The 26,505-nt window shown below is 39.7% G+C and carries 26 protein-coding genes and 1 pseudogene; 12 read left to right on the top strand and 15 right to left on the bottom strand.

What is annotated here, in order from left to right; genetic code table 11:
• Positions 1 to 158: 158 nt before the first annotated feature.
• Both J5A55_RS03000 and J5A55_RS03005 read right to left on the bottom strand, forming a co-directional pair.
• Positions 159 to 1,520, bottom strand: a complete 1,362-nt coding sequence (locus J5A55_RS03000; RefSeq protein WP_004382748.1) for an imelysin family protein — start codon at positions 1,518 to 1,520, stop codon at positions 159 to 161.
• A 42-nt stretch (positions 1,521 to 1,562) separates the two neighbouring features.
• Positions 1,563 to 2,867, bottom strand: coding sequence for a hypothetical protein (locus J5A55_RS03005; RefSeq protein ID WP_004382749.1), 1,305 nt, complete (start codon positions 2,865 to 2,867; stop codon positions 1,563 to 1,565).
• A 555-nt stretch (positions 2,868 to 3,422) separates the two neighbouring features.
• Between J5A55_RS03005 and J5A55_RS03010 the strand changes: the two genes are divergently transcribed.
• Complete coding sequence (locus J5A55_RS03010) at positions 3,423 to 4,379, top strand: LuxR C-terminal-related transcriptional regulator (RefSeq protein ID WP_039851145.1); 957 nt, start codon at positions 3,423 to 3,425, stop codon at positions 4,377 to 4,379.
• 76 nt (positions 4,380 to 4,455) lie between these two features.
• Positions 4,456 to 5,070 (top strand): response regulator transcription factor, encoded by a 615-nt coding sequence (locus J5A55_RS03015; protein ID WP_004382752.1) that lies wholly within the window; start codon positions 4,456 to 4,458, stop codon positions 5,068 to 5,070.
• A gap of 93 nt (positions 5,071 to 5,163) precedes the next feature.
• Here J5A55_RS03015 and cls read toward each other — a convergent pair whose 3' ends face one another.
• The 3 genes from cls to kdsA are packed head-to-tail and all read right to left on the bottom strand — an operon-like array spanning position 5,164 to position 8,290.
• Positions 5,164 to 6,510, bottom strand: a complete 1,347-nt coding sequence (gene cls, locus J5A55_RS03020) for a cardiolipin synthase (protein ID WP_394357745.1) — start codon at positions 6,508 to 6,510, stop codon at positions 5,164 to 5,166.
• A gap of 53 nt (positions 6,511 to 6,563) precedes the next feature.
• On the bottom strand, positions 6,564 to 7,535 hold the full coding sequence (locus tag J5A55_RS03025; RefSeq protein WP_004382754.1) for a KpsF/GutQ family sugar-phosphate isomerase: 972 nt from the start codon (positions 7,533 to 7,535) through the stop codon (positions 6,564 to 6,566).
• Positions 7,532 to 8,290: a 3-deoxy-8-phosphooctulonate synthase gene (kdsA, locus tag J5A55_RS03030; RefSeq protein WP_004382755.1), complete on the bottom strand. Its 759-nt coding sequence runs from the start codon at positions 8,288 to 8,290 to the stop codon at positions 7,532 to 7,534. The genes J5A55_RS03025 and kdsA overlap by 4 nt, the downstream gene beginning before the upstream one ends.
• Before the next feature lie 263 nt (positions 8,291 to 8,553).
• On the opposite strand from kdsA, the gene J5A55_RS03035 reads away from it, so the two are divergent.
• Positions 8,554 to 9,087 carry an outer membrane beta-barrel protein gene (locus tag J5A55_RS03035; RefSeq protein ID WP_004382756.1) on the top strand — a complete coding sequence of 178 codons (534 nt, stop codon included), beginning with the start codon at positions 8,554 to 8,556 and terminating at the stop codon, positions 9,085 to 9,087.
• 108 nt (positions 9,088 to 9,195) lie between these two features.
• Here J5A55_RS03035 and J5A55_RS03040 read toward each other — a convergent pair whose 3' ends face one another.
• From J5A55_RS03040 to J5A55_RS03080, 10 genes and pseudogenes are all read right to left on the bottom strand, one after another.
• A complete protein-coding gene (locus J5A55_RS03040) occupies positions 9,196 to 10,857 on the bottom strand; it encodes an IS1182 family transposase (protein ID WP_211802936.1) in 1,662 nt (553 codons plus the stop codon).
• A 133-nt stretch (positions 10,858 to 10,990) separates the two neighbouring features.
• A complete protein-coding gene (locus tag J5A55_RS03045; protein WP_004383242.1) occupies positions 10,991 to 11,437 on the bottom strand; it encodes an HU family DNA-binding protein in 447 nt (148 codons plus the stop codon).
• A gap of 334 nt (positions 11,438 to 11,771) precedes the next feature.
• Positions 11,772 to 11,966, bottom strand: coding sequence for a hypothetical protein (locus J5A55_RS03050; RefSeq protein WP_155813784.1), 195 nt, complete (start codon positions 11,964 to 11,966; stop codon positions 11,772 to 11,774).
• A 188-nt stretch (positions 11,967 to 12,154) separates the two neighbouring features.
• Positions 12,155 to 12,961: a hypothetical protein gene (locus J5A55_RS03055; protein WP_155813785.1), complete on the bottom strand. Its 807-nt coding sequence runs from the start codon at positions 12,959 to 12,961 to the stop codon at positions 12,155 to 12,157.
• A gap of 86 nt (positions 12,962 to 13,047) precedes the next feature.
• Positions 13,048 to 13,893: an IS256 family transposase, variant Zn-binding type gene (locus J5A55_RS03060; protein WP_039851358.1), complete on the bottom strand. Its 846-nt coding sequence runs from the start codon at positions 13,891 to 13,893 to the stop codon at positions 13,048 to 13,050.
• A gap of 6 nt (positions 13,894 to 13,899) precedes the next feature.
• Positions 13,900 to 13,947: pseudogene (locus J5A55_RS12525) on the bottom strand (hypothetical protein); the annotation flags it as partial.
• A 66-nt stretch (positions 13,948 to 14,013) separates the two neighbouring features.
• A complete protein-coding gene (locus J5A55_RS03065; RefSeq protein WP_004383439.1) occupies positions 14,014 to 14,607 on the bottom strand; it encodes a hypothetical protein in 594 nt (197 codons plus the stop codon).
• Between the two features lie 45 nt (positions 14,608 to 14,652).
• Positions 14,653 to 14,820 (bottom strand): hypothetical protein, encoded by a 168-nt coding sequence (locus J5A55_RS03070; RefSeq protein WP_004383440.1) that lies wholly within the window; start codon positions 14,818 to 14,820, stop codon positions 14,653 to 14,655.
• Positions 14,821 to 14,986: 166 nt separating this feature from the next.
• Positions 14,987 to 15,166, bottom strand: coding sequence for a hypothetical protein (locus tag J5A55_RS03075; protein ID WP_004383441.1), 180 nt, complete (start codon positions 15,164 to 15,166; stop codon positions 14,987 to 14,989).
• 106 nt (positions 15,167 to 15,272) lie between these two features.
• Positions 15,273 to 17,627 carry a mechanosensitive ion channel family protein gene (locus tag J5A55_RS03080; RefSeq protein ID WP_004383442.1) on the bottom strand — a complete coding sequence of 785 codons (2,355 nt, stop codon included), beginning with the start codon at positions 17,625 to 17,627 and terminating at the stop codon, positions 15,273 to 15,275.
• 185 nt (positions 17,628 to 17,812) lie between these two features.
• Here J5A55_RS03080 and J5A55_RS03085 point away from each other — a divergent pair, with 185 nt between their 5' ends.
• The 9 genes from J5A55_RS03085 (at position 17,813) to J5A55_RS03125 (ending at position 26,503) form a co-directional block, all read left to right on the top strand.
• Positions 17,813 to 18,700, top strand: coding sequence for a hypothetical protein (locus tag J5A55_RS03085; protein ID WP_004383443.1), 888 nt, complete (start codon positions 17,813 to 17,815; stop codon positions 18,698 to 18,700).
• 372 nt (positions 18,701 to 19,072) lie between these two features.
• A complete protein-coding gene (locus J5A55_RS03090) occupies positions 19,073 to 19,423 on the top strand; it encodes an NADH-quinone oxidoreductase subunit A (RefSeq protein ID WP_004383444.1) in 351 nt (116 codons plus the stop codon).
• Positions 19,414 to 20,301, top strand: a complete 888-nt coding sequence (locus J5A55_RS03095) for an NADH-quinone oxidoreductase subunit B (protein ID WP_004383445.1) — start codon at positions 19,414 to 19,416, stop codon at positions 20,299 to 20,301. The genes J5A55_RS03090 and J5A55_RS03095 overlap by 10 nt, the downstream gene beginning before the upstream one ends.
• An 18-nt stretch (positions 20,302 to 20,319) precedes the next feature.
• Complete coding sequence (locus J5A55_RS03100) at positions 20,320 to 21,894, top strand: NADH-quinone oxidoreductase subunit D-related protein (protein WP_004383446.1); 1,575 nt, start codon at positions 20,320 to 20,322, stop codon at positions 21,892 to 21,894.
• Positions 21,895 to 21,938: 44 nt separating this feature from the next.
• Entirely contained in the window at positions 21,939 to 23,036 is a 1,098-nt protein-coding gene (nuoH, locus tag J5A55_RS03105; RefSeq protein ID WP_004383447.1) for an NADH-quinone oxidoreductase subunit NuoH, read from the top strand.
• Between the two features lie 5 nt (positions 23,037 to 23,041).
• Entirely contained in the window at positions 23,042 to 23,578 is a 537-nt protein-coding gene (locus tag J5A55_RS03110; protein WP_004383448.1) for a NuoI/complex I 23 kDa subunit family protein, read from the top strand.
• A 12-nt stretch (positions 23,579 to 23,590) separates the two neighbouring features.
• Complete coding sequence (locus J5A55_RS03115) at positions 23,591 to 24,130, top strand: NADH-quinone oxidoreductase subunit J family protein (protein WP_004383449.1); 540 nt, start codon at positions 23,591 to 23,593, stop codon at positions 24,128 to 24,130.
• The gene (gene nuoK, locus J5A55_RS03120) at positions 24,127 to 24,435 is read left to right on the top strand and encodes an NADH-quinone oxidoreductase subunit NuoK (protein ID WP_004360908.1); all 309 of its coding nucleotides are present in this window, start codon (positions 24,127 to 24,129) and stop codon (positions 24,433 to 24,435) included. The genes J5A55_RS03115 and nuoK overlap by 4 nt, the downstream gene beginning before the upstream one ends.
• Before the next feature lie 13 nt (positions 24,436 to 24,448).
• Complete coding sequence (locus J5A55_RS03125) at positions 24,449 to 26,503, top strand: NADH-quinone oxidoreductase subunit 5 family protein (protein WP_004383450.1); 2,055 nt, start codon at positions 24,449 to 24,451, stop codon at positions 26,501 to 26,503.
• Positions 26,504 to 26,505: the final 2 nt, after the last annotated feature.

Below are 26,505 nucleotides of genomic sequence, written 5' to 3' on the forward strand. Positions count from 1 at the left end.
TTGTCCAACTAATTGGACACGTTTGTCCAATCACTTGGACTAATTAGTCCAATTCGATAGTCCTTATAGGAAGATGATACTTGGTAAATAATATATTGGGTGCAACTTCACCTTTCCACCGTTTGATCATCTTTAATACCATACGGCAATGCCCGTCTTTACTTATCTGTCTGTTGGTTAATCCATGTACCAGCTTCATTGAGTGCCTGATTCAAGGCATCAACCTTCTCGATGCAAGTCTTAACCTGTGCATGACCTGGATTATCGATGAAAGCAATACCGCTCTTCTTAGCTGTCTCAAGTGCACTGATAGCCTCTTTGAGAGCGTCATTCAAGTCTTTGTACTTAGGATAATTGTTGTTCTTCAAGAAGTTCATGATAGAGTTCGGTGCAGGAGTAGAGATCGTCTCTGTGCCACGAACACCATACAATGTATTCTTGATAGAGTAGATATTGTCCTGATAATCCTGGAATGAACGCTTGCTGTAAGGTGACTCAATATAGTTAGCTGCATCGTCTGCCGTACCAGTACCTGTAGCCTTGCGATACGCCTGACCGAGTTTCTGAGAAGCAACCTCTTCGCAGATGTTTACGCAACCACCAATGAAGATGTTGTTCAGAGTCTCGTGCCATGTTGTGAAGTAACCCTTATCTGTTGTTGCGAAGTTTGAATAGTCACGATAAGGAATCAACTTTGGTGATAGACCTTGGTGACGTGTTCCGTTTACTACCCACATTGCGTTAGCAAGCTGGTTCAAATGCGATGTTGGAATACTTGTACCTAACCAGCTATATTCCAAAAGATAAGTCATATTGCGGAGGTCACCGGCTACAGCTGCTGCAAAAGCTGCCTCGTTTACAGTACTTACACTTGTAAGACCCTGCTCTGTTTCTTTCTCTGCATTAAAATCAGCTACTGTGCGATTCTTACCATTGCGGAACAGAACAAACTCCAAGCCGTGGAAACCTAATACAGAGTCGAATTTACCATTGTTGTCATAAACATACTTGGTTGGGCTCTCGCCATTAATACCTGCGATAACATCTGCATTATTTAGAGCCTTTGTCAACTGGTCGTGGTCAAGTGGCCATGAGTCAATATGTGGGTCAATCTCATTGTCTGAAGCAGCACCATAAAGGAATGCCTCGCTCTGTTCCCAGTCTTTACGCGCACCTTTGAATGCTTCGCATGCAGCATCAATATCGCTCTGTGTCAATTTACCAGCTTTACGCTTCTTATAAAGGTTCTGACATGCATTGTAGAGAGCATTAGACTTCTGTGCTAAATCTAAGTATGTAGGTTTAACAACAGCCTCAAGGTAATTGGCAACAACTTTACCCATCTCGGTCTTGTTAGCATTTGCGCTACTTTCGCTTGCAGCCTTGTTTAATTCGGCCTGACGTTCTGGGGTAAGAATTGTAGTGTTAATACCTTCATCATCACTACTGCTACATGATGTAAAACCTGTTGCTAATGTTCCTGCAAGGAGGAACATTGCGAGTTTTGTTACTTTCTTCATTACAATCTTTATTTAATGATAGTTTATAATATTTGTTTTCTCTTATAGGAAGAAGCCCTCGTAGGCTATACCGATATTGATAGCAGGCTCATCGTTATATCCTTTCTTTAGATTGCGGTAGTTGTATTCTGCCTTGATAGCAATCTGTGGAATAGGGTAGTAGTTGATACCTGCTGCAAGGATGGTTCTGTTAGTCCATTGCTTGGTTGTGGCATGAATATAAGAGTCATAGTGCTCAATGTGACCGAAAATATAGAGCTTCTGGTTATCGGCACGCATCTTATTAATTTGAGAGAAGATGTCGTAACCTACTTCAAACATCATTGCCATAGCATGACTACCGAAGTATTTACCATTCCCTGACTCGTATGGCTTGACATATTGAACGTTTGGATAAGAAAGCTGTGTAATCTCTTTTGCGTTGCTAACGTAACCATAATCGATGTTACCTCTTGCAATCCAGTTGTATTTATTATAGGTAAAGTCTAAGCTACCAAGATAGACATTACCCTTAATCTTCTTCTTTGCACCCTTCTCGCTATCGTGTGGTACGTTGTTGTGCATTGCCTGTCCAACATAGCCACTAACACCAATACGAAGACCAGGAATAGTATGATTGTCTACACGTGCAAGGAAACCATACTTATTAGCGACCTCGAACTCAAAAGGACTTGATGTACCTTTCTGAATCCAGTTAGCACGACTGAAATGATAAGCATCCAATCCAGCAATCATCTGTGCTACATAACTGAAGTCACCTTTACGTCCCCAAAATGAAATACCAGTTTGATGCCAAGTACTTGGTAGAATCGTATTCTCACCCTCTGGACGATATACTGTGAAGAAATTCAATGGTTCATGGTGTGCATTTACTAAACCGAAAGGTACAACGATGTGTCCAGCACGAATGTTGAAAGCCTTACCAAATGATTTCTGTAACCAGAACTGTTCTAATTCAACCTCTCCACCTTTTTCGGTTTCGTGTTCAAATTCAATAGCTTCATCGGCTTCATATTCAATGGCAGAACCAGAGCCTCCATGTTCGAACTCGATTTCGCTACCCATAGACCAACCTTTACCAAAGTCGTAACCAAGATAGATAACAGCATGTGGAATGTCAAACCGTCCGTGGCTAGGGTCTTTCTTGTAAAGGTTAGGAGTTGTATAACGATTGCCGTTATCACTATAGAAGTTGCGTGAGTAAGCAGCTTCACCATAACCACCAAGACTTAGTTTGTTTCCTTTGACGTGATTCATTACAGAGTCTGCAGCGTTAACTTGTGCTTGTGCAGTAGTCGTTCCTGCTAAAAGTGCGCCGAAGATAATCCTGAAAGCAAAATTATTCATTGAGTTCTTGTCTATTATATAATTATTATTAAAGTTACTTCCTTTCGTTAAATAAGACAATACCTATATTTATTGAAATTTCATCTATTTTAGTGTTACTTTAGCCCGTATAATTCTTTTGTTGAATCATTATAAATAGGTATTGTTGTCTTTGTTTCAGTCTCATCTATTAAAAAGAGTGCATTCATAATCTTATAAGTATATGCTTCTTATAATGTGAAGTAACGCCCTTTTCTTTCATAGAAGAGGCTTTTCTCATTAGAAAGGGAGCATCTCTTGTGTTGTCATGCGTGTATATCTGTATTTGAGTAGATAATTTCATCATAGATACAAGACTTTTTATTGCTTATAAATGTAAGGTTATCTGTTAGTACTTTTGTTGTGATGAGTGATAAAATAACCATCTGTTTTGTGTTAATTTCTGCTTTAGAAGGCTTGCTTTTTACTTGTAAATACTAATAAATGAAGATATTATATCAAATACTTAAAGATTATTATTGTGTTATTGAACTTTTTTTTGTTATTTTGCATACGATATTATTACGGAAAGACAAGATGAAGAATCAAAAGATGTATGAGCCCGATGATAAGATGATAAACCTTATCAGAGACAACTACAGTCTATTGCAGAGTCTAGGTTGTTTTGGCATTAGTTTGGGCTTTGGAGATAAGACTGTAAGAGAAGTTTGCAATGACCAAAATGTTGATACTTATACATTCTTGTCAGTTGTTAATTTTTCTATCAATGGATATAAGGGCTTTGATGATATTGATAGGTTGTCCATACCTACGCTTATGCAGTATCTTAAGGCAAGCCACACTTATTATCTTGACTATGAGTTACCTTTCATACGAAAAGAGTTGACGGCTGCATTGGACGAGAATGATAATCTTGCTCGCCTCATACTCCGTCTTTATGATGAGTATGCTCATTCTATTCGTAACCACATGCAATACGAAGAAAAGAATGTGTTTCCTTATGTTGACTCCTTATTAAAAGGTGAGACTAATGACACATACGATGTAGAAACCTATTCAAAACATCATAGCCAGACGGATATTAAGTTGCGCGAATTGAAGAGCATTATTATTAAGTACCTCCCTTCTGATTCCCATCATAACAATCGTCTCACCGCCACCTTATATGATATATATAATTGTGAGGAATGGCTTAATCAACATGCAAGGGTTGAAGAGGAAATATTCATTCCAGTCATCAGACGTTTAGAGCAGAAGAGTAAACAAAATGATGTTAGTGTAAAGATCTCTAACATGATTACACAGAACCCAGAATCGAATGAAGTTCTTAGTGATCGAGAGAAAGATGTAATCGTTTCTGTTGCACAAGGAATGACAAATAAAGAAATCGCCAACCACCTTTGTATATCAACGAATACAGTAATTACACATCGTCGGAATATTGCGCGGAAGTTACAGATCCATTCTCCTGCAGGTTTAACTATATATGCTATTGTCAACAACTTGGTTGATATAAGTAGTGTGAAATTGTAATTGTCCGCAAATGGAGAGTTTAGAGTTTCTTCTAATTAGTCTTTCCTTAAATTAATTTTCATCTTTGTCTGTGCGTATGGAGAATGTAGAAATAAAGAAGATGAGCCGCCCCAAGATGGCTATTGTAGACCCTAATACACTTGCTGTTTTAGGGTTAAAACAGATATTACAGAATGTAATACCAATTATGACTGTGGAGACTTTCTCTTCATTCCAAGCGTTTGAGGAGGCTCAACCAGATACTTTCTATCATTATTTCGTAGCGCAAGTAATTGTGTTAGAAAATAGGCAGTTCTTCTCTCAATGCATACATAAGACAATTGTCCTGACAATTACAAAGAATCCAAACTCTCAGTTGTCAGGCTTCCATAGCTTTTGTATTAATGTTCCCGAAGAGGAACTTGTAAAAGCTATTCTGAAGATAGAACAATACGGTCACTCGGGCGGAAAGAACTTACCAGAGTTACCACAGGTCTTGAAGAATAAGATATTGAGCAATCGTGAGATAGAAGTTCTATCCTTGATCGTTCAAGGAATGATTAATAAGGAAATTGCCGAAAAGCTTAATATAAGCCTGACAACGGTTATTACTCACCGAAAGAATATCATGGATAAGTTAGGTATGAAGAGTGTCTCCGCATTGACCATCTATGCCGTTATGCATGGTTATGTTGACATTAATAAGATATAAATTTATAAGTACCGATTTATTAAAGACAAGACCTCTCCTCAAGATCTTGTCTTTTTAGTGGTCTTACGGAATAGTGTAATATACCTTATCTTATTATAAGAAAGGTGACAGAAGATGTGCGAACCATCCTCTAAAGCGTTGCCAGGGAGTTCGCCATTGTTTCCAAAGTTTCTCTGTTAGCTTGAAACTATCTTTCTTCTGATTCTCGAAGAGAGTATCCAATTCATGGGTTGTACATTTATCAACGATCACTGCATTCTCTTCTCTGTCCCACCTAAGACTCCGTGAGTTGAGGTTTGCAGAACCAACAGTACAGAATTGTCCGTCTACTGTGATAATCTTTGTATGATGGAATCCTGCTTTATAAAGCCATATCGTACAGCCTTCTTTCATCAACTGATGAGCATTATAGAATCCGCAATCTGGCGTTAAGGGTATATCGCTCCTTACACTCAACAATATCTCAACCTTCACACCCCTCTTTACAGCCTTACGCAAAGCCTTCTTTAGAGTAGGACTTAACGTGAAGTAGGGATTGATGATTTTTATACTATCCTTTGCGTCATTGATGGCGTTAACATAGAAGTAACGGATAATATCTTTGCTGACCTGTGGCTCTCGATTGATGATACCAACCATCTTTTTGCCAGCGCTTTTGCAAGTGTCTGGTTTTAATCCTTTGATATAGTCAGCATTCGATATACCGCGGTAATATTTCGCTCCATGCACCTGTTTCGTAGAGACAAGATACCACATTCGGAGAAAGATGTTCTGTAAAGTGTTTACCTCATCGCCTTCTATTCTACAGTGCATATCGTGCCATGAGCCAACGACCTTCGTACCTTTTATATAATAGTCTGCCACGTTCATCCCACCTGTATATGCTATCTTACCATCAATGATAACAATCTTTCGGTGGTCACGATTGAAGATATCATGTATCCAAGGGAACTCTATAGGCTTAAACTCATATATCTCTATTCCTTTCTTGCGGATCGCCCTCAAAGTACTCTTCTTCATGGGGCGGTTATTACTGGCATTCCCAAACCCATCAAATATAGCCCTCACTTCAACACCTTGCTTCACCTTCTTCTCTAAATGGCGTATGAGTTCATCGTTGATTGAATCGTTACGAAAGTTGAAGTATTCTAAGTGAATGCTCGAACGTGCTTGGTCTATTGCTTTGAACAAGTCGTCGAACTTCTCCTGACCAGTACAAAGAAGAGTGACCGAGTTATTGTGTGAAAAGCTTATACCCTTGTGACGCAACTGGCATACAAGCATTGAGTCAGCTCTCTCATCCTTATTTGCTGATTCCTTACCATTATCCTTATACTCAATAGTCTTAGCCATTAAATGATAAGGGAAGAGTAGGGCAATGAATGTACAAACGCAAGTAATGATAAACTTTATATACGTTTCTTGTTTCCTTTTTGTCATTTTCTTGTAGGAATTCTCCTTTCTTGGTATTAACTCAATGAGAATATAAGGTGTTAAATCATACAACTATAGTGATCGACAACTCCCAGAAGATTCTTTTCTTCATCACATACCAGGACGGTATGTACTTTATGCCGATGCATAATCTGTTGTATTTCTGTAATCTTAATGTTGGGAAGAACCATCTTAGGCTCTGTTGTCATAATATCATTGACTGTATGGTTAAAGAACTCTGCTTGCCATCTTTCCATAGCCCGTCGGATGTCGCCATCTGTAATAAGCCCTGCGATTTTCTTTCCAGATAAAGCTATTCCCAAGCCCAGTTTCCCTTTGCTAACATGGATAATTGCTTCGCCTAAGTGCATCTCTTTAGGGATAATAGGCAAGTTCTCAGATATCATGACATCTTGTGCCGTTGTCAATAATCGTTTACCAAGCTCTCCTCCCGGATGGAACTGAGCGAAGTCCTGCGGTCTAAAGTCTCTTACACGCATCAAAGCCACTGCAAGAGCATCGCCCATAACCAAAGCGGCTGTCGTTGAACATGTTGGTGCAAGGTTTAGAGGGCACGCTTCTTTCTCAACCCAAACCTTTAGATGGGCTGTGGAGTATTTAGCTAAGAGTGAATGGGGATTCGCACTCATTCCTATGATTGGAATATTCATGTGAAGAACCATTGGTATAAAGCGAAGTAACTCATCAGTCTGACCAGAGTTAGACAATGCCAGCACGACATCATCTTCTTTCATTACACCTAAGTCACCATGATATACATCCAATGGGTTAACGAAGAAAGCAGGTGTACCTGTAGAAGAAAGGGTTGCAGCTATCTTCGCTCCAATATTTCCGCTCTTACCAACTCCTGTCACAATGACTTTCCCTGTACAATGATACATCAAGTCGACAGCTTTCTCAAAGTTATCATCAAGTTGATTGATAAGATTGATTGTCGCGTCGGCCTCTTCTTTGATACATTGTATAGCGTAGTCCTTTACATGTGTTAGTCTTTCCTCTGCTCCAATCATATTAGCTTGCTAATTAATTCGTCCAACTTATTTAACTCTAGCATATTGGCTGCATCGGATAACCCTTGGTCTGGCGTTGGATGCACTTCAAAGAAATAACCTGTAGCACCAAAAGCCTTAGCTGCTAATGCCATAGAAGGTACAAACTTCCGATCGCCGATTGTCTTTCCGTCTCCTGCGCTAGGACGTTGTACACTATGCGTGCAATCCATGATAACATTCGGAACAATCTCCTTCATGTCAGCAATGTTACGGAAGTCTACAACTAGATTGTTGTAACCAAAGCAGTTACCTCGTTCTGTAAGCCAGATCTCTTTTGCACCGCTTTCTAAGCATTTCTGCACGGGATATTTCATGTCTCGTCCACTCAAGAATTGTGCTTTCTTGATGTTTACAATTCTCCCCGTCTTTGCTGCAGCTACTAACAAATCGGTTTGTCTACAAAGGAAAGCAGGAATCTGAATAACATCAACCACTTCGCCTACAGGTTCTGCTTGATAGCTCTCATGAATATCAGTGAGTAATCTCAAGCCATACTTCTGCTTAATATCATAAAGCATTTTAAGCCCTTCCTGCATTCCTGGACCGCGAAAAGAGTTGATACTTGTGCGGTTAGCTTTATCAAAGCTAGCCTTGAAAATGATATTAATATCGTACTTCTCGTTAAGCCTAACCAACTCTTCTGCAACAGTACAGAGGAGTTCCGGGCTCTCAATTACGCAGGGACCTGCAATGAAAGTGGGTTTATTGATCATAATTCGATAGGACTACTCCTGTTGTGTTATTTAATTGATATATCCTTATCAAGAGTTGTGCAAAGGTATATATAATAAGGTTAACGCACAAGGTTTTAACCTTTGTTTACGTAAATGTATCAAAACTTATTGATAAAGTTTGGTGTTTTCAATTAAAACACTTTACCTTTGCAGCGGTTTTAAATCATTATGTACCCCACATTCGGGTCATAATTACAGGTAGAAAGATTATTAATTTAGTATTAACAATTAAAGCTTTTAAGATGAAAAAGATTTTGATGACACTTGCTGTAGCCTTTGTTGCTATAGTTGCTAACGCTCAGGTTTATGTTGGTGGTGGTGTAGGTATTGGTTCTTCAAAGGAAGGTTCTCATGATGCAGTAACTACTTACAAGGTATTGCCTGAAATCGGTTACAATGTTAACAAAGATGTTGCTATCGGTACTGTAATTGGTTGGGGTAAGGGTGCTCCTACAGAGATTGAGCAGAAAGACCTCCGTAACTACATCACCGTACAGCCTTACGTTCGTTACACATTTGTACACACTAAGTACGTTAACGCTTTCGTTGATGGTAGTTTGGGTTATACACACTATCATGGCAAAATTAACGCATGGTCAGCAGGTTTGAAGCCAGGTATCGCTGTAAACCTCAACAAGAAGGTTAGCTTCGTTGCTCACGTAGGTTTCGCTGGTTGGCAGTCAATTAAGGTAAAGGGCGCATCTAAGGACAGCCACGCATGGGGTGCAAACCTTGATGGTAATCATATTACTTTCGGTGCTTATTACAACTTCTAAGGAATCGTCCTTAGATAGAAGATAAAGAGGAGGGTGTGTCAAAATGGACACATCCTCTTTTCTACTCCTCTTTACTTCATCTACCGCATAATTCGTTATTTACTGCAGCTATGCCGCTAATTTCATATAAAATGATTTGTTGGGCTTCCAATAGCTTATATAAACTTCTATAGAGCATCTGAAGGTGACTAAAAGTACCTCCATAATAGCTTTTAGCTCCTTGAGATTATTTTTTTTGCACATTTTTCCTATGTTAAAGGCAATAGCAAAGAAGGCAAAGTCCATATTGACCTTGTCTTTTCCCAAATGCCTAAATCTCTTGTAGACTTTATTATATTTTGTTTGTCCAAAAACAGCTTCAGGTTCTATGCACCTTCGTCCTCGATGCTTGATGCCTTCTTCCGAGGTCAGTAGTTCCCGTGCCTTTTGTTTATAGTGCTGTAGTTGATGGTTTACTTCTATAATTCTGTTCCCTCTTGCCTTAAAACATGAGCCTCTCAACGGACAACCATCACAGCGTTCTGCCTGATAACGTACACTGTAAGTAACGAATCCATTAGAGGTTAGGGAACGCTTCATGCCTATACGCTTCATATGCTGTCCCATAGGGCAGACGTAGAAATCCTGTTCCTTATTATAATAAAGGCTTGCAGGACAGAATGGGTTAGGTGTATAGCGTGGATGCTGCTCTTTATGGAAGTAGTTATACTTCACATAGGCTTCCATATTATGTACGTCCATGAACAGATAGTTCTCCTCGGAGCCATACCCTGAATCGGCTACGACTGTCTTGGCATAACGATGGTAACGTGAGTTGAAGGACTCCAAGAAAGAAGGAAGTGTAAGCGTATCTGTACGGTTAGCATAGAGTGCAAAGTCGATGATAAACTGGTTCTCAGTTGCTATCTGCAGATTATATCCAGGCTTAGTCTGTCCGTTCCGCATAGCATCCTCCTTCATGTGCATAAACGTAGCATCAAGGTCGGTCTTGCTGTAGGAGTTTCTCTCCCCCATAATCTCAAGGTGTTGGTCATACTCTTGGAGTTTATTACGTTTCTTCTCAAGCTCTTTAAGCTGTTTTTTCTTGGTTCTAACAGCCTGCTTCTCTTCTTTTGTCTTAGGCTCAGGGGATGATTCCAAAGACTTGTTCAATTCCTCGGATATCTCATCGAGCAGAGCTGCAGTAAACTCGACACCTTCTGTCTTAGCGGCATTGTCCTGCGCTATGACATCATCAACCTGAAGCAAGAGTGTGCGTATTTGTTCCTGCAACTTGGCGCGGTTCTTTTCCACGGTTCTCTTCCAAACGAAGGTATACTTGTTGGCTTTCGATTCTATTTTTGTGCCGTCAATATATTCAACGTCAAGACTTATCAAACCTTTGGCTGCAAGTACTAATACCACTTGTGTGAAGATATTGTTGATTTCCTTTTTCACACGATTACGAAAACGATTGATGGTAATAAAATCAGGCTGCTCATATCCTGCCAGATAGATGAAATGAATGTCACGCTTGAGAAGCGACTCTATACGACGGCAGGAATAGATATTATTCATATAGGCGTAAAGAATCACCTTGAGCATCATTTGTGGATGATAAGGCTTACGCCCACTGGGCTTATAAAGCTTGTAGACATTATCCAATATAAGATTATCCACCAAGGCGTCTAAAAGACGAACAGGGTTATCTTCTGCGATATCCTTATCGATTCTTTGAGGAAAAAGAATCATTTTCTTGTGTATGTAAGAACGAAAGTGTACATTTGTCATAATGAGATTTTTTTGTATGCCTAAAGGTACAAAAACTTTAGGAAATAGCAAAGCCCTGGCTTGAGAAAGTCGGGGCTTTGTGCATAAAAAAGAGTGTGTGGCTATTTTGACACACCCTCCTTCTTTTTGGCATTTATCCTGCTACTGGTCCACCTCCCTCTTCTTTCTTTTTCGGTTCTTTCTCCTTTCCCTTTTCCTCCTCTTTCTTCTTCACCGTTTCGTAAGAGTTATCACGCAAGGCAGCTTTTAGCTCTACGCCCGGTGTAAACGTTACTCGAGGCTTGATCGTTTCGGTCTTAAAGGATTTCTCGTTCGCTGCACCAGTACTTGATAAGGTTAAACGCATCGTACCGAACTCGCCCAACTGCACGCTAAAGCCATCACGCAAGTAACTGGGCAAACACTCCATAAAGTTCGTGAGCACATTCTCAATGTCACCACGTGTCAAAGACGAACGACCGGCAATGTCCTTCGCAATGTCGCGCAACGTCTTCTTACCTGCATTCACTGGGTTTGCATACCATTTCCCTGGGTCGCCTTGCTTCCTTGGGTTTGTTCTCACTACTAATTTTACTTTCATAGGTCTTTTGTTTTTAGGAATTAAACTTAATTATTATATAAACGCCCCCGTCCGTCTTCCTTTCGGTTTCCAGTCCGCAGGCGTTATTTTTCATTATTAAATTACTCTATTTTCTGTGCTTCCTCCTATCTCAAAAAATGCTCCTTATTCCGCAAAAATTTCTTCCTTGTTTGCGATAAATTTTCTCCTTGTTCCCGATTTATTTCTTCCTTGTTCCCCGTAAATTTTCTCCAAGGAAGAAATTTTTGCGGAGCAAGGAAGAAATTTAGAAGCATCAAGAGCATTGATTTGTTGGGGGACAATATCCGCTTTTAAATAAGATAGAGAGATATATTTAATACAGCTTCATCGGTCTCACCTTGGCAGTCTCTGTCTTCGACTTTAGCCCCAAATGGAACTTACCATCGCTAGAGATGGTTATCGTTACTTGCTTATATTCGCTTCCATCCTTGCACTCTGTACTCGTCCAATATGTGCCAGATGGAGGAGTACCTCCGACCTTCGTAAAAGCTTGATTAAATCGCGTCATATCCATTGCCGGAAAATTTATAGTAGAGGGTGCTGGCGTAAAGCCTGTCGCAGCTGCACCTGAGGGCGTAAGATATGAGAAACTCTGAGGTCCCCAGTATTTTTTAAATGATCCGTCACTCTCCAACATTTTTCCTACCTTGACTCCCACGTTTACAAGATCCCGAAAATCCGGAACATTCCATGATGTTATACTAGGTACAACAGAAGAATAATTTTGTGCAGCCTGTATTGCTGTACTTGAAGCATAAGATGGTATAGTTGTATTAGATTCATTTTTAAAGCCAAGCAAATCAGAATAATTAGTATAAGGACTGGTTGCTTGCTGCGCACTAGTAGTATTCCACTGTATCTGATCATTTCCCCCACTTTCGCATCATGGAGTGCAATACCTACAGAACCGCCACTCTCTGGTAGAGAAACAAGTACGGCAACAGGTATCTTTCCTGGGTTTTTACTGAGTGGTCCTGTTGAGCCATCATGGTATATATAGATATCCGTAAAATATAAACGTACACTAACTATATATTGCTTATTCGCCTCTACAAGTTTGTGTTCTGACACAGTGATCGTCTTGCCAACAAGACTAACTCCTGAAATCTCACCAGAAGTTATGGTTAATTTTAATTTTGAACAGTCAGTTGTTGGAAGCCAATAATCTTCTAAAAGTATACTTCCTCCATAACCACCTATGGCGCCAGGTGTAGCCCCTACCACAGGTACTTCCCCAAGATACATTGCGCTAGGTTTAGAGAATTGCCCCGTTGTAGGATAACTATAGATATTTGTTGCAACGTCATACACCATTGTCTCGGGTACAGAAGATGCAGGAGATTCCGCTAAAAGCGTACACTTTTCAGCAGGATTGGCAACCTCTACTTTATAAGACAATCGGTTAGACCATTTGCTCACAAATGGAGTATTTGCCACTTTACCCTGAATAGCAAAGTTAATATAATCTGCATAAACAAGAACAGCAGCTCCTGCATGCTTCATTGTAAATTTAGGCGTAATGGACATTTGGTAGGCTGAAAACCTCTCGGGTTTTAGTAATGGACATTTGGTAGGCTGGTTATTCCAGCCTACTTTTTTGTATTTATGAATCCATCTATAAACATCTTCTTGTTAGCTTCATTCAATCCATTATGATTATGCAGTGCTCTTTTAAGTTGTGAGTTAAATCCTTCCAACAGGTTTGTTGTATTAGGTATTTGTATATCTGGATGCTGCTCGCACGTATAGAGCCATGGCAGATGTGTCTTAATAGAACGTCTTGCCGTTCTCAGTCTTCTGTGTGTATAAGTTGTCTTACCCGAGATTAGGAGAGTTCGTTCATTTAGGAACTCTTTCCATTTATCACACCATTTATCAAAAGCGGTTATAAACTCTTCTTTTTTCATATAGAACATCCTTCTCATTAATGCCAATAGTTCAACGCCTGCAGGCAAATGTGGGTTGTTAGTAAGGAGTCTTCTAACTATCTGAAATTGGTGAAATTGACACATTTGTACGGGACAGAAACTTATAGCTTGTAAAAGTCCTATATGCCCATCACACACCACTGCTTTTATCATAGTTCCACGTTCCGCAATATACCAAAGTCCATCAAGATAATCTCTGTTAGTTTCGTTTTTGACAAACTTGCGATAGAGTATTTTGCCTGATGAAGCATCCTGAAAAAGCATCACACCAAATGTCCTGGAAAAGTATGTTGTATCCAATATTATTACTGCAGATTTGGGGTAAGTAGCAGTAAAGCTATCTACCACTAAGCTCAACCTACGTCGTATGGTTCGCTCTGAACATTTATAAAGAGTGGATAGATCAGATATCGTTCGATTTGCCGTCAGATAGTCATTACATAGAGAAATATTATTTATACGCAGACCACCTTGAAATTGTCTACCACAATCCTTGCAGGAATACATCTGAACAGAACGTTGATGCCCATTCTTTTTAACATTTGAGCTATTACAGAAGATACAGTTTTTTTATTCATAGGTTTTCAAATGCTGCAAAGGTAGTAAATAAAAGAATTCCGAGAGGTTTCAGCCTACCAAATGTCCATTACGCCTAAATTTAACCTGCTGTTTAGGGTCTTGATTGATAACAACATTACGCTGTACATCAAAACGAGCAGTACCGGCATCAGAACGATTAACGGTTAGTTGCGTACCGTTAGAAGTTACCCCATTATTAAAGCAAACAAAGTCGTAAGTGCCGTGAGGGAGACTAATTGACTTTGGTTGACCAGTATCGGGTGTAAAGGTAGAGCCGTTGAATGTACCTTTTAACTCGCCTTTCTTTACGCCGCCTTGATAAGCCTGTATGGTGTAATGGGTTGGTGTATTAATCGCACGTGTCGTAGGAGTTTCTGCTCTGTGCGTAGTGTCAGGCACAAGGCTAACCTCTGCCATTAAGCCATCGCCTAAATCCTGTATCTCTGGTTTTGTTTCCTCTGCTGCACGCGATTTGGGTGTATTGTCTGCTGGTTCGTAATCCTTCTCAACGATTGAGAATGACACATTGCCTGTTCCCTCTTGTGGAGTAACATTGGCAAGGTCCTCGTTGCTACATCCTGTCAGTACTATACCTGCAAGGGCGAGCAACAGAATTGCTGTATTAATTCTTTTGATTTTCATTGTTGTCGTTTTAATTGTTTCTTTTGATTTGTTTACCTCTGTGGCTTAGAAGTCGACTGCTCCTCCGTCAACTGTTCCTCCATCTTCCCAATCTTCTTCCGTAGTTTGTGGCGCGTTAGGAGTAACAGATGTACAGATAAATGTTTCTGTTTCCATTTTGTGAACGGCACGCTCGGGTCGCTCATAATCTTTCTTTTCTTGCTTTTTTCTCATTGCTTTTATTAATTAAAAATAGTTGTTATTTCGTTCTTAATTTCTCTATATTTCGGTTTAGGTACAGACACAAAAAAAGAACAAAGGAAACTCCTAGAAGTCCTTTGTTTACAGGGTTTGCGGCACGCTTCGCGCGCGCGTACGCGAGAAGAAAAAAATGTGTAATTTACGTCTGCTCTACTAGAGAGAGTATACAATTATTTGGAACTACCAAATAATTTGCTATCTTTTTCTCGATTATTTTTCTCTCCGTATTCAATGATTCAAATGCAGATACGCCATAACCTACACCTTTATTATATAAGGCGTTGTTCGTTGTGGCTTGAATATTTGATGCTTGAATCATTATCGTTTTTTTGTTACGGCTGCAAAAGTAATAAAAGATATTAAAACAGCCAAGGGATTTAAAGAAAAACTTAGAATGAAGTAGAAAAGGTGAGAGTTCTAGGTCGTTATTGATTCTTAATTGTAATCTCACGTTGTGGGAATGGGATTTCAATACCATTCTTATTGAGCGTATCATAAATACATTCCATGATAATGCTATCATCAAGTCCTTGCGTGAAAACGTTAACCCATACAAGTACCTTTAGCGTAATGCAGCTATCATCAAAACTCTTTAGTAAGACCATTACCTCCTTTTTCTTATAAGTGATGTTTAGTGCTGTGATTGCCTCAATCAACATTTTCTTAACTTCATTGATATTACTACCGTATGCTACGCCCACTTCTAGGATGTCAAGCTCATATCCATGATTCTTTGTCATGTTCTTATAGTTCTTCGTAAAGAGCTGTGAATTTTGGAAGGCAATGATTGAACCATCTAATGCTTCAAGCATTGTTGAGGTATAGCTGATGGAACTTACACGTCCGCGTATGCCATCACATACAATGTAATCGCCTATCTTAATTCGTCCTGTCATCAATGATATACCATAGTAGATGTTCTCAAGAATATCTTTCATGGCGAAACCGATACCAGTTGATAAGCCGCCTGTAACAACAACTAGCCATGTGTTACTAATCTTGAATATACTTAAAGTCGTCAATAACCATGCGCCCCATACAACGACTTGTAAGACATTGATAAACATTGTACCTCTAGCAGCAGCCGTTGTAGGGTCACTCTTCTTTAAGAATTGTTTTATCGCGTCCCTAATCGTATGATTTAGATAGTTAAAGATGAACCAAAGGATTGTAACCACGGCGATAGAGTAGATGCTGATCTTGAACTTATCTGAATCAATGAAGTTCGCACGGAATAACTTCCATGTCATGTCACTGAGGTTAAAGACATCTGTTGCCCAATAAATTGAGATGATGAAAGATAATACCACTGCTGATGGTATGAATACATTATATATAAATCTGAAGAGCCAAGTCTTTACGATTGATAACTTCTTTTCAGGATGTCTCTCTCTATATTGATCAAGATAATCATGGAAGAATGCTATCGTTAATATACATGCTAATTGCATCATCCACCAAATGAAGACTTGGACGCCCAGCATGGTATAGCCTATTATTGAACTAATCAGCGAGAAGACAAATACCGTGAGAGAGAAGTAAGCAAGGTATAAGTCGTATTTAGGAATTTGCAAGCGGTGCTTGTAAATCATCCTTGCCTGCCACAAAGCATTGAGCAATAAGAGGGGAGGGAAGACGAGTGTTACTATGGAGCTTGGCAACATCACAATACGGAAGGTGATGACGGTAAACCCAACAAAGATAAGAGGGTAATATATGCGATAGGTGTTGTGTGTTTGTGCACCACTAACACGCAATAACAATGAAGCAAAGATAACAGTAAGTAACCATGTGTATTCAAGCAAAAGATTGCATGCCATGTGAACAAAGTTGGAGGGTGACAGGATCTTGATGATGACGAGTATAATACTAAAAGTAATGATTGATGTCACCATAATAATACATGTTCGCTTGGCAAGAAAAGCACTGTTCTTCTGCTCAAACCTATTCGTTTTCATTACTTTCGTAACAAGGAAACGAATGCTTAAATAATTGATGAGTATTGCCACTAAACCATAGATGAGTATCATGGAAAAGAGCGTAATGAGCCACCTTACATCCCATTGAGATTGTACGACTCGTTGTGGCGTGTATTTCTCAGAAAGGTTAGAACTCATTTGAGAGATGAGTGTTGGAGCATTGCGTAGGAATTTAAAGTAATTTACTCCACTATTTGTAAAGATGCTCGTCTGAATCTCCTCATATCTCTTTTGCGCATACGTATCGAGAGATTGAAGTTGTTGTTGGTTGTATTGGTAATATTGTATATATTCTTGATAAGAGTCATTACGCTCTTGCAACATTCGACGTATGCTAACGGCAAGCGTTAAACAAACGTTGCGGTCAGTCTTCATCTTATCTGTCATGCCAAAGGTGTACATCGTACTGAGCACGTTGATAAGAGAATCATAACGAGCAATCTCCTCCTTACTCTCGGTGATAAGGTCATGGAAAGGACGCGACTTACTTTGAAAATCCTTCCATAGTTCGGTAGCCTCTTGGCAGGCGTATGTTAAATCAAAGATGTTATCCGTCTTTTGAGAATAAAGCATGAGCGACACCTGGGCAGAGTGCTCTCCAATCTCTTTTAGCTGATTCATCACTTGCTCACTAATAAACTTAGAGTTGTTTAATTGCTTTGTTTGTTCAAGATGTTGTGCTATTAACTCATGACGGAGAACAGAGAGTGAGTTCTTCAATGAATCTTCCTGTAATACAGCACTTGCTGGGAGTGTAATGATAAACAGCAAGATAGTAATGAAGAATATCTTTTTATACATACTTCTGGGTTGTGATGATAAACAGTTTGTTTAAACAATAATTGATGCAAAGATAAGCAAAGTTTATGATTTTGCTATTGCTGTTTATGTAAAATGATACTAAAGATATGTCATGGGACTTATTTCTGTAACTATAATGCTTATAAATCAATAAAAAAGTGTAAGTTTGCATACAAAAAGATACAATGATATTAATAGCTGATAGTGGTGGTTCGAAGACTGATTGGGCATTAGTGGGCACACCTAATGATGGTTTGAATGTTGTCCTTAAAGTCCGTACACAAGGCTTGAATCCTTTTCATCAATCGGAGGATATAATTTTCAACGTATTGGAAACGGAGCTGAAACCTGCGTTAAAAGAGAGCATAAGAAATGCGGAACTCAGCGAGTCTTTTGATATTATTAGAGAGGTTACTTGTGTCGCCTTTTATGGTGCTGGTTGTACGACTGCTTTATCGTCAAAAGTTGATAAAGCTCTTTCAAAATCTTTCCCCTTAGCTAATGTTGAGGTTCAGAGTGACTTGTTGGGTGCAGCAAGAGCTACTTGTGGTCATCATGCAGGAATAGTTTGTATCTTAGGAACGGGAGCAAATAGCTGTCTATACAATGGTACAGAGATAGTAGAGAATGTTCCACCTTTAGGTTATATCCTCGGTGACGAAGGAAGTGGAGCAGTGCTAGGTAAGTTGTTCTTGAATGGTATTTTTAAAGGTGGATTATCGAAAGAGATACGTGATTCATACTTGGCATGGTCTGGATTGTCTTATTCTGATATAATTAATAAAGTTTATCGTCAACCTTTAGCCAATCGTTATTTAGCTAGTATCTCTAAGTTTATTCATGCTAATTTGGAAGAGAGAGAGTTAGAAGAACTTGTCTTATCTAATTTAGCTAACTTCTTTAAAAAGAATATTATGAGATATTCTGACGCATCAATACATTCGTTATCGGCTGTTGGGGGCATCGCCGCTGCTTATGAAAGGCAATTAAGGAAGTGTGCTAAATCTTATGGTTATAGCGTCATTAAGGTACTTGCATCTCCTATTGATGGGTTGATAGAATATCATCGTTAATTGCTTTAAAGTTCACTTTGAAGAAAATCCATTCCATCTGATATTAGCTCTTAATAGTCAATGATAGTCGAGTGTTGTGCTTTTCTTGGGATGAGGAAGCCCTCTTCTTTCATTGAGGAAAGCCCCTCTTTAACAGCAAGGGAGGCTTTTCTGTTTTACTTATCCAGTATTACGTCTGTTATTACGTCTGCGAGAGTTTAATAATGGAAGTGTTGTTGTCAGAATATAATTTGTAAAGTGGAGTTTGCAATAAGAGTATGTTTTTTACTAGAATTGCTTTGCTTTTCAAATATTTTTGTACCTTTGCACTTGTTTTAAAGCATGTCTTATTAGAGCAAGATTGCACATTTAAATTATAGCTATATAAAGTTTATGTATTTCACACTTTTTGTTACCGTTCTGATAACGGCCGCATTCTTGGTAGTGGCAGCGTATGCCATAGCTAAGTTGATTGGTCCGCGTTCATACAATCCGGCGAAGGGTGAGCCTTATGAGTGTGGTATTCCGACTTATGGAACCTCTTGGTTACCAGTGCATATCGGTTACTATCTCTTTGCGATTCTCTTCTTGATGTTTGACGTGGAAACAGTTTTCTTATACCCATGGGCTGTTGTTGTTAAGACATTTGGACCTTTAGCACTAGCTACCATTGGGTTCTTTATGTTGGTATTAGTATTTGGTCTTGCGTATGCTTGGCGGAAAGGAGCACTTGAATGGAAATAAGAAAGCCCAAAATCAAGTCTCTTCCATACGATGAATGGAAAGACAACGACACGCTTAGCAAGATGGCAAGCGAACTGAACGATGGTGGAACTAACCTCGTTCTTGGTAATTTGGATCAACTTATTAACTGGGGTCGTAGTAATTCTCTGTGGTCATTGACTTTCGCTACCTCTTGTTGTGGTATTGAGTTCATGGCTGTTGGTTGTGCCCGTTACGACTTCTCTCGTTTCGGTTTCGAGGTTACTCGTAACTCTCCTCGTCAGGCTGACTTAATCATGTGTGCTGGTACTATTACAAACAAGATGGCTCCAGCTTTGAAGCGTTTGTATGATGAGATGGCCGAACCTAAGTATGTTATAGCTGTTGGTGGATGCGCTATTTCTGGTGGTCCATTCAAAGATAGCTATCACGTTATGCGTGGTATTGATGAGATCATCCCTGTGGATGTATATATTCCTGGTTGCCCTCCACGTCCAGAGGCAATCATCTATGGAATGATGCAACTTCAGCGTAAGGTTAAGGTTGAGAAATTCTTTGGCGGTGTTAACCATAAGCAGAATGCTGAAGAGCGTGAATTAGGTAAGAGTAATGCCGAATTGATTTTTGAAGAGAAGTTAGGTATTACTCCAGAAGAGATAAAAGAAAAGCGTGAAACTGCTTGGGAAGAGTCACATAAACCAGCTCCTAAACCAGTTCGCCCTACAGCCAAGCCTGTAGCAAAGCCAGTTTCTTCAACTCCTGTAGAGACTGCTCCTAAGAAAGAAACGATTGTCGTTAACCAGCCTGTAACAAAAGAAGATGTTGAGAAGTTGGGTAAGGAAATCGATCAGATTGATGCTGCAAAGAAAGCTTCTGACGAAAGTACAACTAACGTATAATATATAAGGTACGCGAGAATGAAACTAGAAAATAAAGAATTCGGCTTTGATAGCTTTGCTGCAGAAATGGCAAAGTTGAAGAATGAGAAACATTTCGATTACCTTGTAACTGTTGTCGGTGAAGACTTTGGAGCAGAGGAAGGACTTGGATGTATCTATATTCTTGAGAATACAAATACACATGAGCGTTGTTCTGTAAAACAGCTTGCAAAGAAGGTAGGAGAGGAGTCTGTTATTCCTTCAGTTATCAAGTTGTGGGCTGATGCTGACCTGTTAGAACGTGAGGTTTATGACTTCTATGGTATTAAGTTCCTCGGTCATCCAGATATGCGTCGTCTCTTCCTAAGGAATGACTTTAAGGGTTATCCACTTCGCAAGGACTACGATATGGATCCTGCAAAGAATATGTATTCTACGGAAGATGATGTAGAATTGGATACTACGACAGAGTGGAATTTGAACAAAAATGGTGAACTCGTTGGTACACAACGTCCATTGTTTACCGATGATAACTTTGTTGTAAATATTGGTCCGCAGCACCCATCTACTCATGGTGTGCTTCGTTTGCAGACGATTCTTGATGGTGAGACTGTTACTAAGATTTATCCTCACCTAGGTTATATCCATCGTGGTATAGAGAAGCTTTGTGAACAGTTCACATATCCTCAGACATTGGCATTGACTGACCGTATGAACTATTTGTCAGCAATGATGCATCGTCATGCGCTTGTAGGTGTGATTGAAGAGGGTATGGGGATTGAATTGTCTGAACGTATTCTCTATATCCGTACTATTATGGATGAGTTACAGCGTATTGATAATCACCTTCTTTATACAGCTTGTTGTGCACAGGACTTAGGTGCTCTTACAGCATTCCTTTATGGTATGCGTGACCGTGAGCATGTCCTCAATGTTATGGAAGAGACAACAGGTGGTCGTTTGATTCAGAACTATTATAGAATAGGTGGTTTGCAGGCTGATATTGATCCAAACTTTGTATCAAATGTAAAGCAACTCTGTAAGTATCTTCGTCCAATGATCCAGGAGTATGTTGATGTCTTTGGTGATAATGTTATTACACATCAACGCTTTGAGGGTGTTGGCGTAATGGACGAGAAGGATTGTATTAGCTATGGTGTGACCGGTCCTGCTGGTCGTGCTAGCGGATGGAAAAATGACGTTCGTAAGAATCATCCTTATGCGATGTATGATAAGGTGGACTTTGATGAGATAACACTGACAAATGGTGATTCTATGGATCGTTACTTCTGTCATATTAAGGAAATCTATCAGAGCCTCAATATTATAGAGCAATTGATTGATAATATTCCTGAGGGTGAGTTCTATATTAAGCAGAAGCCAATTATTAAAGTTCCAGAAGGTCAGTGGTACTTCTCTGTTGAGGGTGCAAGTGGTGAGTTTGGTGCTTATTTGGATTCACGTGGTGATAAGACAGCTTATCGTTTGAAGTTCCGTCCAATGGGCTTGACACTTGTTGGTGCTATGGATAAGATGTTACGTGGTCAGAAGATAGCCGACTTAGTTACTACAGGTGCTGCACTTGACTTCGTAATCCCTGATATTGACCGCTAATAAGGTTATTATAAAAGTAATCAATTAAGAATTAAAATCATACTATGTTCGATTTTAGAATAGTAACAACATGGTTCGATGAGTTGCTCCGCGTCACTTGTGGCTTGAGTAACTTTTGGACCGTTCTGATTGAGTGCGTTGTGGTGGGCTTAGCAATACTTCTTGCTTATGCTCTACTTGCTATCGTTCTCATCTTCATGGAACGTAAGGTCTGCGCCTACTTCCAGTGCCGAATTGGACCTGTCAGAGTAGGATGGTGGGGAACTTTACAGGTCTTTGCTGATGTATTGAAGATGTTAATCAAAGAGATTTTTGCAGTTGATAAGGCTGATAAATTGCTTTATTATCTTGCTCCATTTTTGGTTATTATTGCTTCAGTAGGAACTTTCTCTTTCCTTCCATGGAATAATGGAGCTAATATCTTAGACTTTAATGTGGGTATATTCCTAGTAACGGCTATTAGTTCAATTGGTGTTCTTGGAATCTTCCTTGCAGGTTGGGGTAGTAATAATAAGTATTCTGTGCTCTCCGCTATGCGTGGTGCAGTACAGATGATTTCTTATGAGTTGTCTTTAGGACTCTGTTTAATTTCTGCAGTTATTCTCACAGGTAAAATGCAGATTTCAGGTATTGTAGAAGCACAAACAGGTCCTTGGCAATGGCTGATTATACAAGGGCATATCCCTGCAATATTGGCTTTCCTCGTATTTTGTATTGCAGGTAATGCAGAAGCAAATCGTGGTCCTTTCGACTTAGCCGAGGCTGAGAGTGAGTTGACTGCTGGTTACCATACAGAGTATAGTGGTATGGGCTTTGGTTTCTATTACCTTGCAGAATACCTTAATTTATTTGTTGTATCTGGAATTGCTACCACAGTTTTCTTGGGTGGATGGGCTCCATTGAATATTGGTCTTGAGGGCTTTGATGCCGTTATGAACTATATACCAGGTATTGTATGGTTCCTTGGTAAGACATTCGTTGTAGTATTCTTGTTGATGTGGATTAAGTGGACTTTCCCACGTCTTCGCATTGATCAGATTCTGAAATTAGAGTGGAAGTACCTTATGCCATTGTCACTTGTCATCCTTGTATTGATGACTATTTGTGTAGCATTCGGTTGGACATTCACTATTAATGGTTAAAGAGAATGGAAGAGAAAAAACAATCATATTTTGGTGAGGTTGGCTCTGCGCTCAAGACACTTGCTACTGGTATGAAGGTGACAATGAAGGAATACTTCACACCAAAGTCTACCGAGCAGTATCCAGAGAATCGTAAGACAACCCTTCACGTTGCTAAACGCCATCGTGGTCGTTTAGTCTTTAAACGTGACGAAAATGAAAACTACAAGTGCACAGCTTGTACTATGTGTGAGAAGGCTTGTCCTAATGGTACCATCAAGATTGCTTCAGAGATGGTAACCAATCCTGAGACAGGCAGAAAGAAGAAGCAACTTCTCGATTATCAGTATGACTTAGGCGATTGTATGTTTTGTGAGTTATGTGTGAATGCTTGTAACTTTGATGCAATTGAGTTTACAAATGATTTTGAAAATGCAGTGTTTGATCGTTCTAAGCTAGTTCTTCATCTTGATAAGGAAATATATAAAGGTGGTTCGTTACCAAAGCTTATTGAGGGTGGAGCAGATTGGAAAGTTGGAACATTCAATACTAAAAAGAAATAAGGAGTAAGGGATATGGCAAGATTAATTATGTTTGCGATTCTCGCCGTTGTAATATTGGCTTCAGCTATATTCTGCGTGTCGACGAAACGTATCATGCGAGCAGCAACAGCATTGCTGTTTGTACTCTTTGGTGTTGCAGGTCTCTACTTCCTGCTAGATTATACTTTCCTTGGTGCTGCTCAGATAAGCATTTATGCTGGTGGTATCACTATGATGTATATCTTTGCAATCCAATTGGTGAGCAAACGTACATTGCAAGGACTCTCTGAACGATGGTTAGGTAAGCGTACTTTTCTTGCTGCTGCAATAGCATTAGTTGGCTTTGCAACTGTTGTTGTTGTATTGCTAAAGAATGCTTTAATCAATAGTACTATAGTAAATGGTGATATGTTGTCAAAAGAAGTAACAATGGATACCATTGGTCAGAACTTGATGAGTGCAGATAAATATGGATATGTACTTCCTTTTGAATTTATTTCTGTATTCCTTTTGGCATGTATTATTGGTGGCTTAGTTATTCTGAATAATAAAAAGAAGGAGGGAAGCAAATGATACCTGTCGGATATTTCTTTGTCCTTAGTGGACTATTATTCTTTATCGGAGTATTTGGTTTCGTAACCCGTCGCAACCTTGTTGCAATGCTTATCTCCGTAGAGTTAGTTCTTAATAGCGTTGATATCAACTTCGCTGCATTCAACCGTCTACTTTTCCCTGATGGATATGAGGGTATGTTCTTTACGCTCTTCTCTATCGGAGTAAGCGCTGCTGAATCAGCCGTTGCACTCGCTATTATTATCAATGTTTACCGTCATTTCCACAGCGATCAGGTGAACAGTATTGAAAATATGAAATTATAAAGAGAAAACAAATATGTTTGATTACGCATTTTTGATACTTCTTCTTCCGTTCCTAAGCGCTGTTGTGCTTGGTCTGTTCGGAATGAAGATGCCACGCAAGGTTGCTGGTATTATTGGCACCTGTGTGTTGGGAACGTTATTTGTGCTCAGTCTCTATACTGCTTATCACTATTTCTTTTATACGGGAGAGTATACAGCAATGGGGGAGACTTTCCATGTCACTGACGGTCGTTTAGCTAATAGTACTTATCCAACTGTTACCGTCTTTAATCTAACATGGTTAAAGTTTACAGAGCTATTGACCTTTAATATTGGTTTACGTCTTTCTCCAATCAGTGTGATGATGTTAATCGTTATTACTACTGTCAGCTTTATGGTTCACATCTATTCATTCGGTTATATGGCTGAACGTGATGAGAACTACAAGTTTGAGGAGTACGAACATGGATTCCAGCGTTTCTATGCCTACTTGTCACTCTTTACGATGTCAATGCTTGGTCTTGTTGTAGCAACCAATATCTTCCAGATGTATCTTTTCTGGGAGTTAGTAGGTGTATGTTCATATCTGTTAATTGGATTCTATTATCCAAAGCATACTGCAGTACATGCCAGCAAGAAGGCATTTATTGTTACACGTTTTGCTGATTTGTTCTTCTTGATAGGTATTCTGTTCTTTAGCTTCTATGTAGGAACATTCAACTATGACCTCCATACAAATCCAGAGCTTGTTGGAAAGTTGACGGCATTAGCTTCAAATTCTGCATTGACATGGGTGCTTCCAACATCACTATTCTTGATGTTCATTGGTGGTGCTGGTAAGTCAGCAATGTTCCCATTGCATATCTGGTTGCCAGATGCTATGGAGGGTCCAACACCTGTGTCTGCTTTGATTCACGCAGCTACGATGGTTGTTGCTGGTGTTTTCCAAGTTGCATCATTGTTACCAATCTATGTACAGTTTGGTGCACAGGAGCAACTCCATTGGATTGCTTGGATTGCAGCATTTACAGCCTTCTATGCAGCAGCAGTAGCTTGTGCTCAGCGTGATATTAAGCGTGGTTTGGCATTCTCTACTATCTCACAGATTGCTTACATGCTCGTTGCACTTGGTGTTTGCTTCTATGAGAAGGAGCACGGTTCATTCTATAGTGCAGAATATCTCCACCATGGTGGTCTTGGCTATATGGCAGCAATGTTCCACCTCTTCACTCATGCAATGTTTAAGGCTCTGCTCTTCCTTTGCTCTGGTGCTATTATTGTTATCATTGGTAGCAACTTCAAGGAGTATATGGGTGGTTTGCACAAATACATGCCAATTACGAATATCTGTTTCTTGATTGGTTGCTTGGCAATTGCAGGTATTCCTCCATTTGCAGGTTTCTTCTCTAAGGATGAGATTATCTCAGCTTGTAACACCTTACCAGGAGTAGAAGGACAGGCTTTGAAGTGGATTATGACTATTGTAGCAGGAATGACAGCATTCTATATGTTCCGTCTCTACTACGTAATCTTCTGGGGCGAGTCTTACTATGAGCAGGACCCAGAGAATCGTCGTCGTCCACAGGAGGTTCCATTCGTAATGTGGGGACCATTGGTATTCCTCGCTGCAATTTCTGTATGTGCTGGTTGGATTCCTTTCGGTCACTTCGTAAGTGCCAATGGCTTAAACTATGATATTCATATAGATTGGAGCATTGCAACAACAAGTATTATTGCAGCCGTTATCGGTATTGCCCTTGCTACTTGGATGTACATGGGTAAGAAGCAGCCTGTGGCTGATGCCTTACAGCGTACCTTCCCACGTCTGCACAAGGCAGCCCTCAACAGATTCTATATAGATGATGCATGGCAATTCTTCACACATAAGATAGTATTCCGTTGCTTCTCTATTCCAATCGCATGGTTCGATCGTCATGTTATTGATGGTACATTCAACTTCATGGCTTGGGGTACACAAGAGGCAGGCGAGTCAATCCGTTCTTGGCAGAGTGGCGATGTACGTCAATATGCCGTATGGTTTATTACCGGAACTGTAGCATTAACATTAATCTTACTTTGTTTGATATAATA

It is taken from the genome of Prevotella veroralis, assembly GCF_018127765.1.
In the GTDB taxonomy this organism is placed as follows: Bacteria; Bacteroidota; Bacteroidia; order Bacteroidales; family Bacteroidaceae; genus Prevotella; species Prevotella veroralis.

Excerpts from the sequence above, each read along its gene's own strand:
- J5A55_RS03025 (WP_004382754.1), bottom strand. The coding sequence starts at position 7,535 with ATGATTGGAGCAGAGGAAAGACTAACACATGTAAAGGACTACGCTATA.
- J5A55_RS03035 (WP_004382756.1), top strand. The coding sequence starts at position 8,554 with ATGAAAAAGATTTTGATGACACTTGCTGTAGCCTTTGTTGCTATAGTT.
- J5A55_RS03125 (WP_004383450.1), top strand. The coding sequence starts at position 24,449 with ATGTTTGATTACGCATTTTTGATACTTCTTCTTCCGTTCCTAAGCGCT.
- J5A55_RS03040 (WP_211802936.1), bottom strand. The coding sequence starts at position 10,857 with ATGACAAATGTACACTTTCGTTCTTACATACACAAGAAAATGATTCTT.
- cls (WP_394357745.1), bottom strand. The coding sequence starts at position 6,510 with ATGACAAAAAGGAAACAAGAAACGTATATAAAGTTTATCATTACTTGC.
- J5A55_RS03110 (WP_004383448.1), top strand. The coding sequence starts at position 23,042 with ATGGAAGAGAAAAAACAATCATATTTTGGTGAGGTTGGCTCTGCGCTC.
- J5A55_RS03060 (WP_039851358.1), bottom strand. The coding sequence starts at position 13,893 with ATGTATTCCTGCAAGGATTGTGGTAGACAATTTCAAGGTGGTCTGCGT.
- J5A55_RS03095 (WP_004383445.1), top strand. The coding sequence starts at position 19,414 with ATGGAAATAAGAAAGCCCAAAATCAAGTCTCTTCCATACGATGAATGG.
- nuoK (WP_004360908.1), top strand. The coding sequence starts at position 24,127 with ATGATACCTGTCGGATATTTCTTTGTCCTTAGTGGACTATTATTCTTT.
- J5A55_RS03080 (WP_004383442.1), bottom strand. The coding sequence starts at position 17,627 with ATGTATAAAAAGATATTCTTCATTACTATCTTGCTGTTTATCATTACA.
- J5A55_RS03085 (WP_004383443.1), top strand. The coding sequence starts at position 17,813 with ATGATATTAATAGCTGATAGTGGTGGTTCGAAGACTGATTGGGCATTA.
- J5A55_RS03055 (WP_155813785.1), bottom strand. The coding sequence starts at position 12,961 with ATGAAGCATGCAGGAGCTGCTGTTCTTGTTTATGCAGATTATATTAAC.
- J5A55_RS03000 (WP_004382748.1), bottom strand. The coding sequence starts at position 1,520 with ATGAAGAAAGTAACAAAACTCGCAATGTTCCTCCTTGCAGGAACATTA.
- J5A55_RS03050 (WP_155813784.1), bottom strand. The coding sequence starts at position 11,966 with ATGACGCGATTTAATCAAGCTTTTACGAAGGTCGGAGGTACTCCTCCA.
- nuoH (WP_004383447.1), top strand. The coding sequence starts at position 21,939 with ATGTTCGATTTTAGAATAGTAACAACATGGTTCGATGAGTTGCTCCGC.
- J5A55_RS03100 (WP_004383446.1), top strand. The coding sequence starts at position 20,320 with ATGAAACTAGAAAATAAAGAATTCGGCTTTGATAGCTTTGCTGCAGAA.
- J5A55_RS03070 (WP_004383440.1), bottom strand. The coding sequence starts at position 14,820 with ATGAGAAAAAAGCAAGAAAAGAAAGATTATGAGCGACCCGAGCGTGCC.
- J5A55_RS03075 (WP_004383441.1), bottom strand. The coding sequence starts at position 15,166 with ATGATTCAAGCATCAAATATTCAAGCCACAACGAACAACGCCTTATAT.
- J5A55_RS03005 (WP_004382749.1), bottom strand. The coding sequence starts at position 2,867 with ATGAATAATTTTGCTTTCAGGATTATCTTCGGCGCACTTTTAGCAGGA.
- J5A55_RS03115 (WP_004383449.1), top strand. The coding sequence starts at position 23,591 with ATGGCAAGATTAATTATGTTTGCGATTCTCGCCGTTGTAATATTGGCT.
- J5A55_RS03065 (WP_004383439.1), bottom strand. The coding sequence starts at position 14,607 with ATGAAAATCAAAAGAATTAATACAGCAATTCTGTTGCTCGCCCTTGCA.
- J5A55_RS03015 (WP_004382752.1), top strand. The coding sequence starts at position 4,456 with ATGGAGAATGTAGAAATAAAGAAGATGAGCCGCCCCAAGATGGCTATT.
- J5A55_RS03045 (WP_004383242.1), bottom strand. The coding sequence starts at position 11,437 with ATGAAAGTAAAATTAGTAGTGAGAACAAACCCAAGGAAGCAAGGCGAC.
- J5A55_RS03010 (WP_039851145.1), top strand. The coding sequence starts at position 3,423 with ATGAAGAATCAAAAGATGTATGAGCCCGATGATAAGATGATAAACCTT.
- J5A55_RS03090 (WP_004383444.1), top strand. The coding sequence starts at position 19,073 with ATGTATTTCACACTTTTTGTTACCGTTCTGATAACGGCCGCATTCTTG.
- kdsA (WP_004382755.1), bottom strand. The coding sequence starts at position 8,290 with ATGATCAATAAACCCACTTTCATTGCAGGTCCCTGCGTAATTGAGAGC.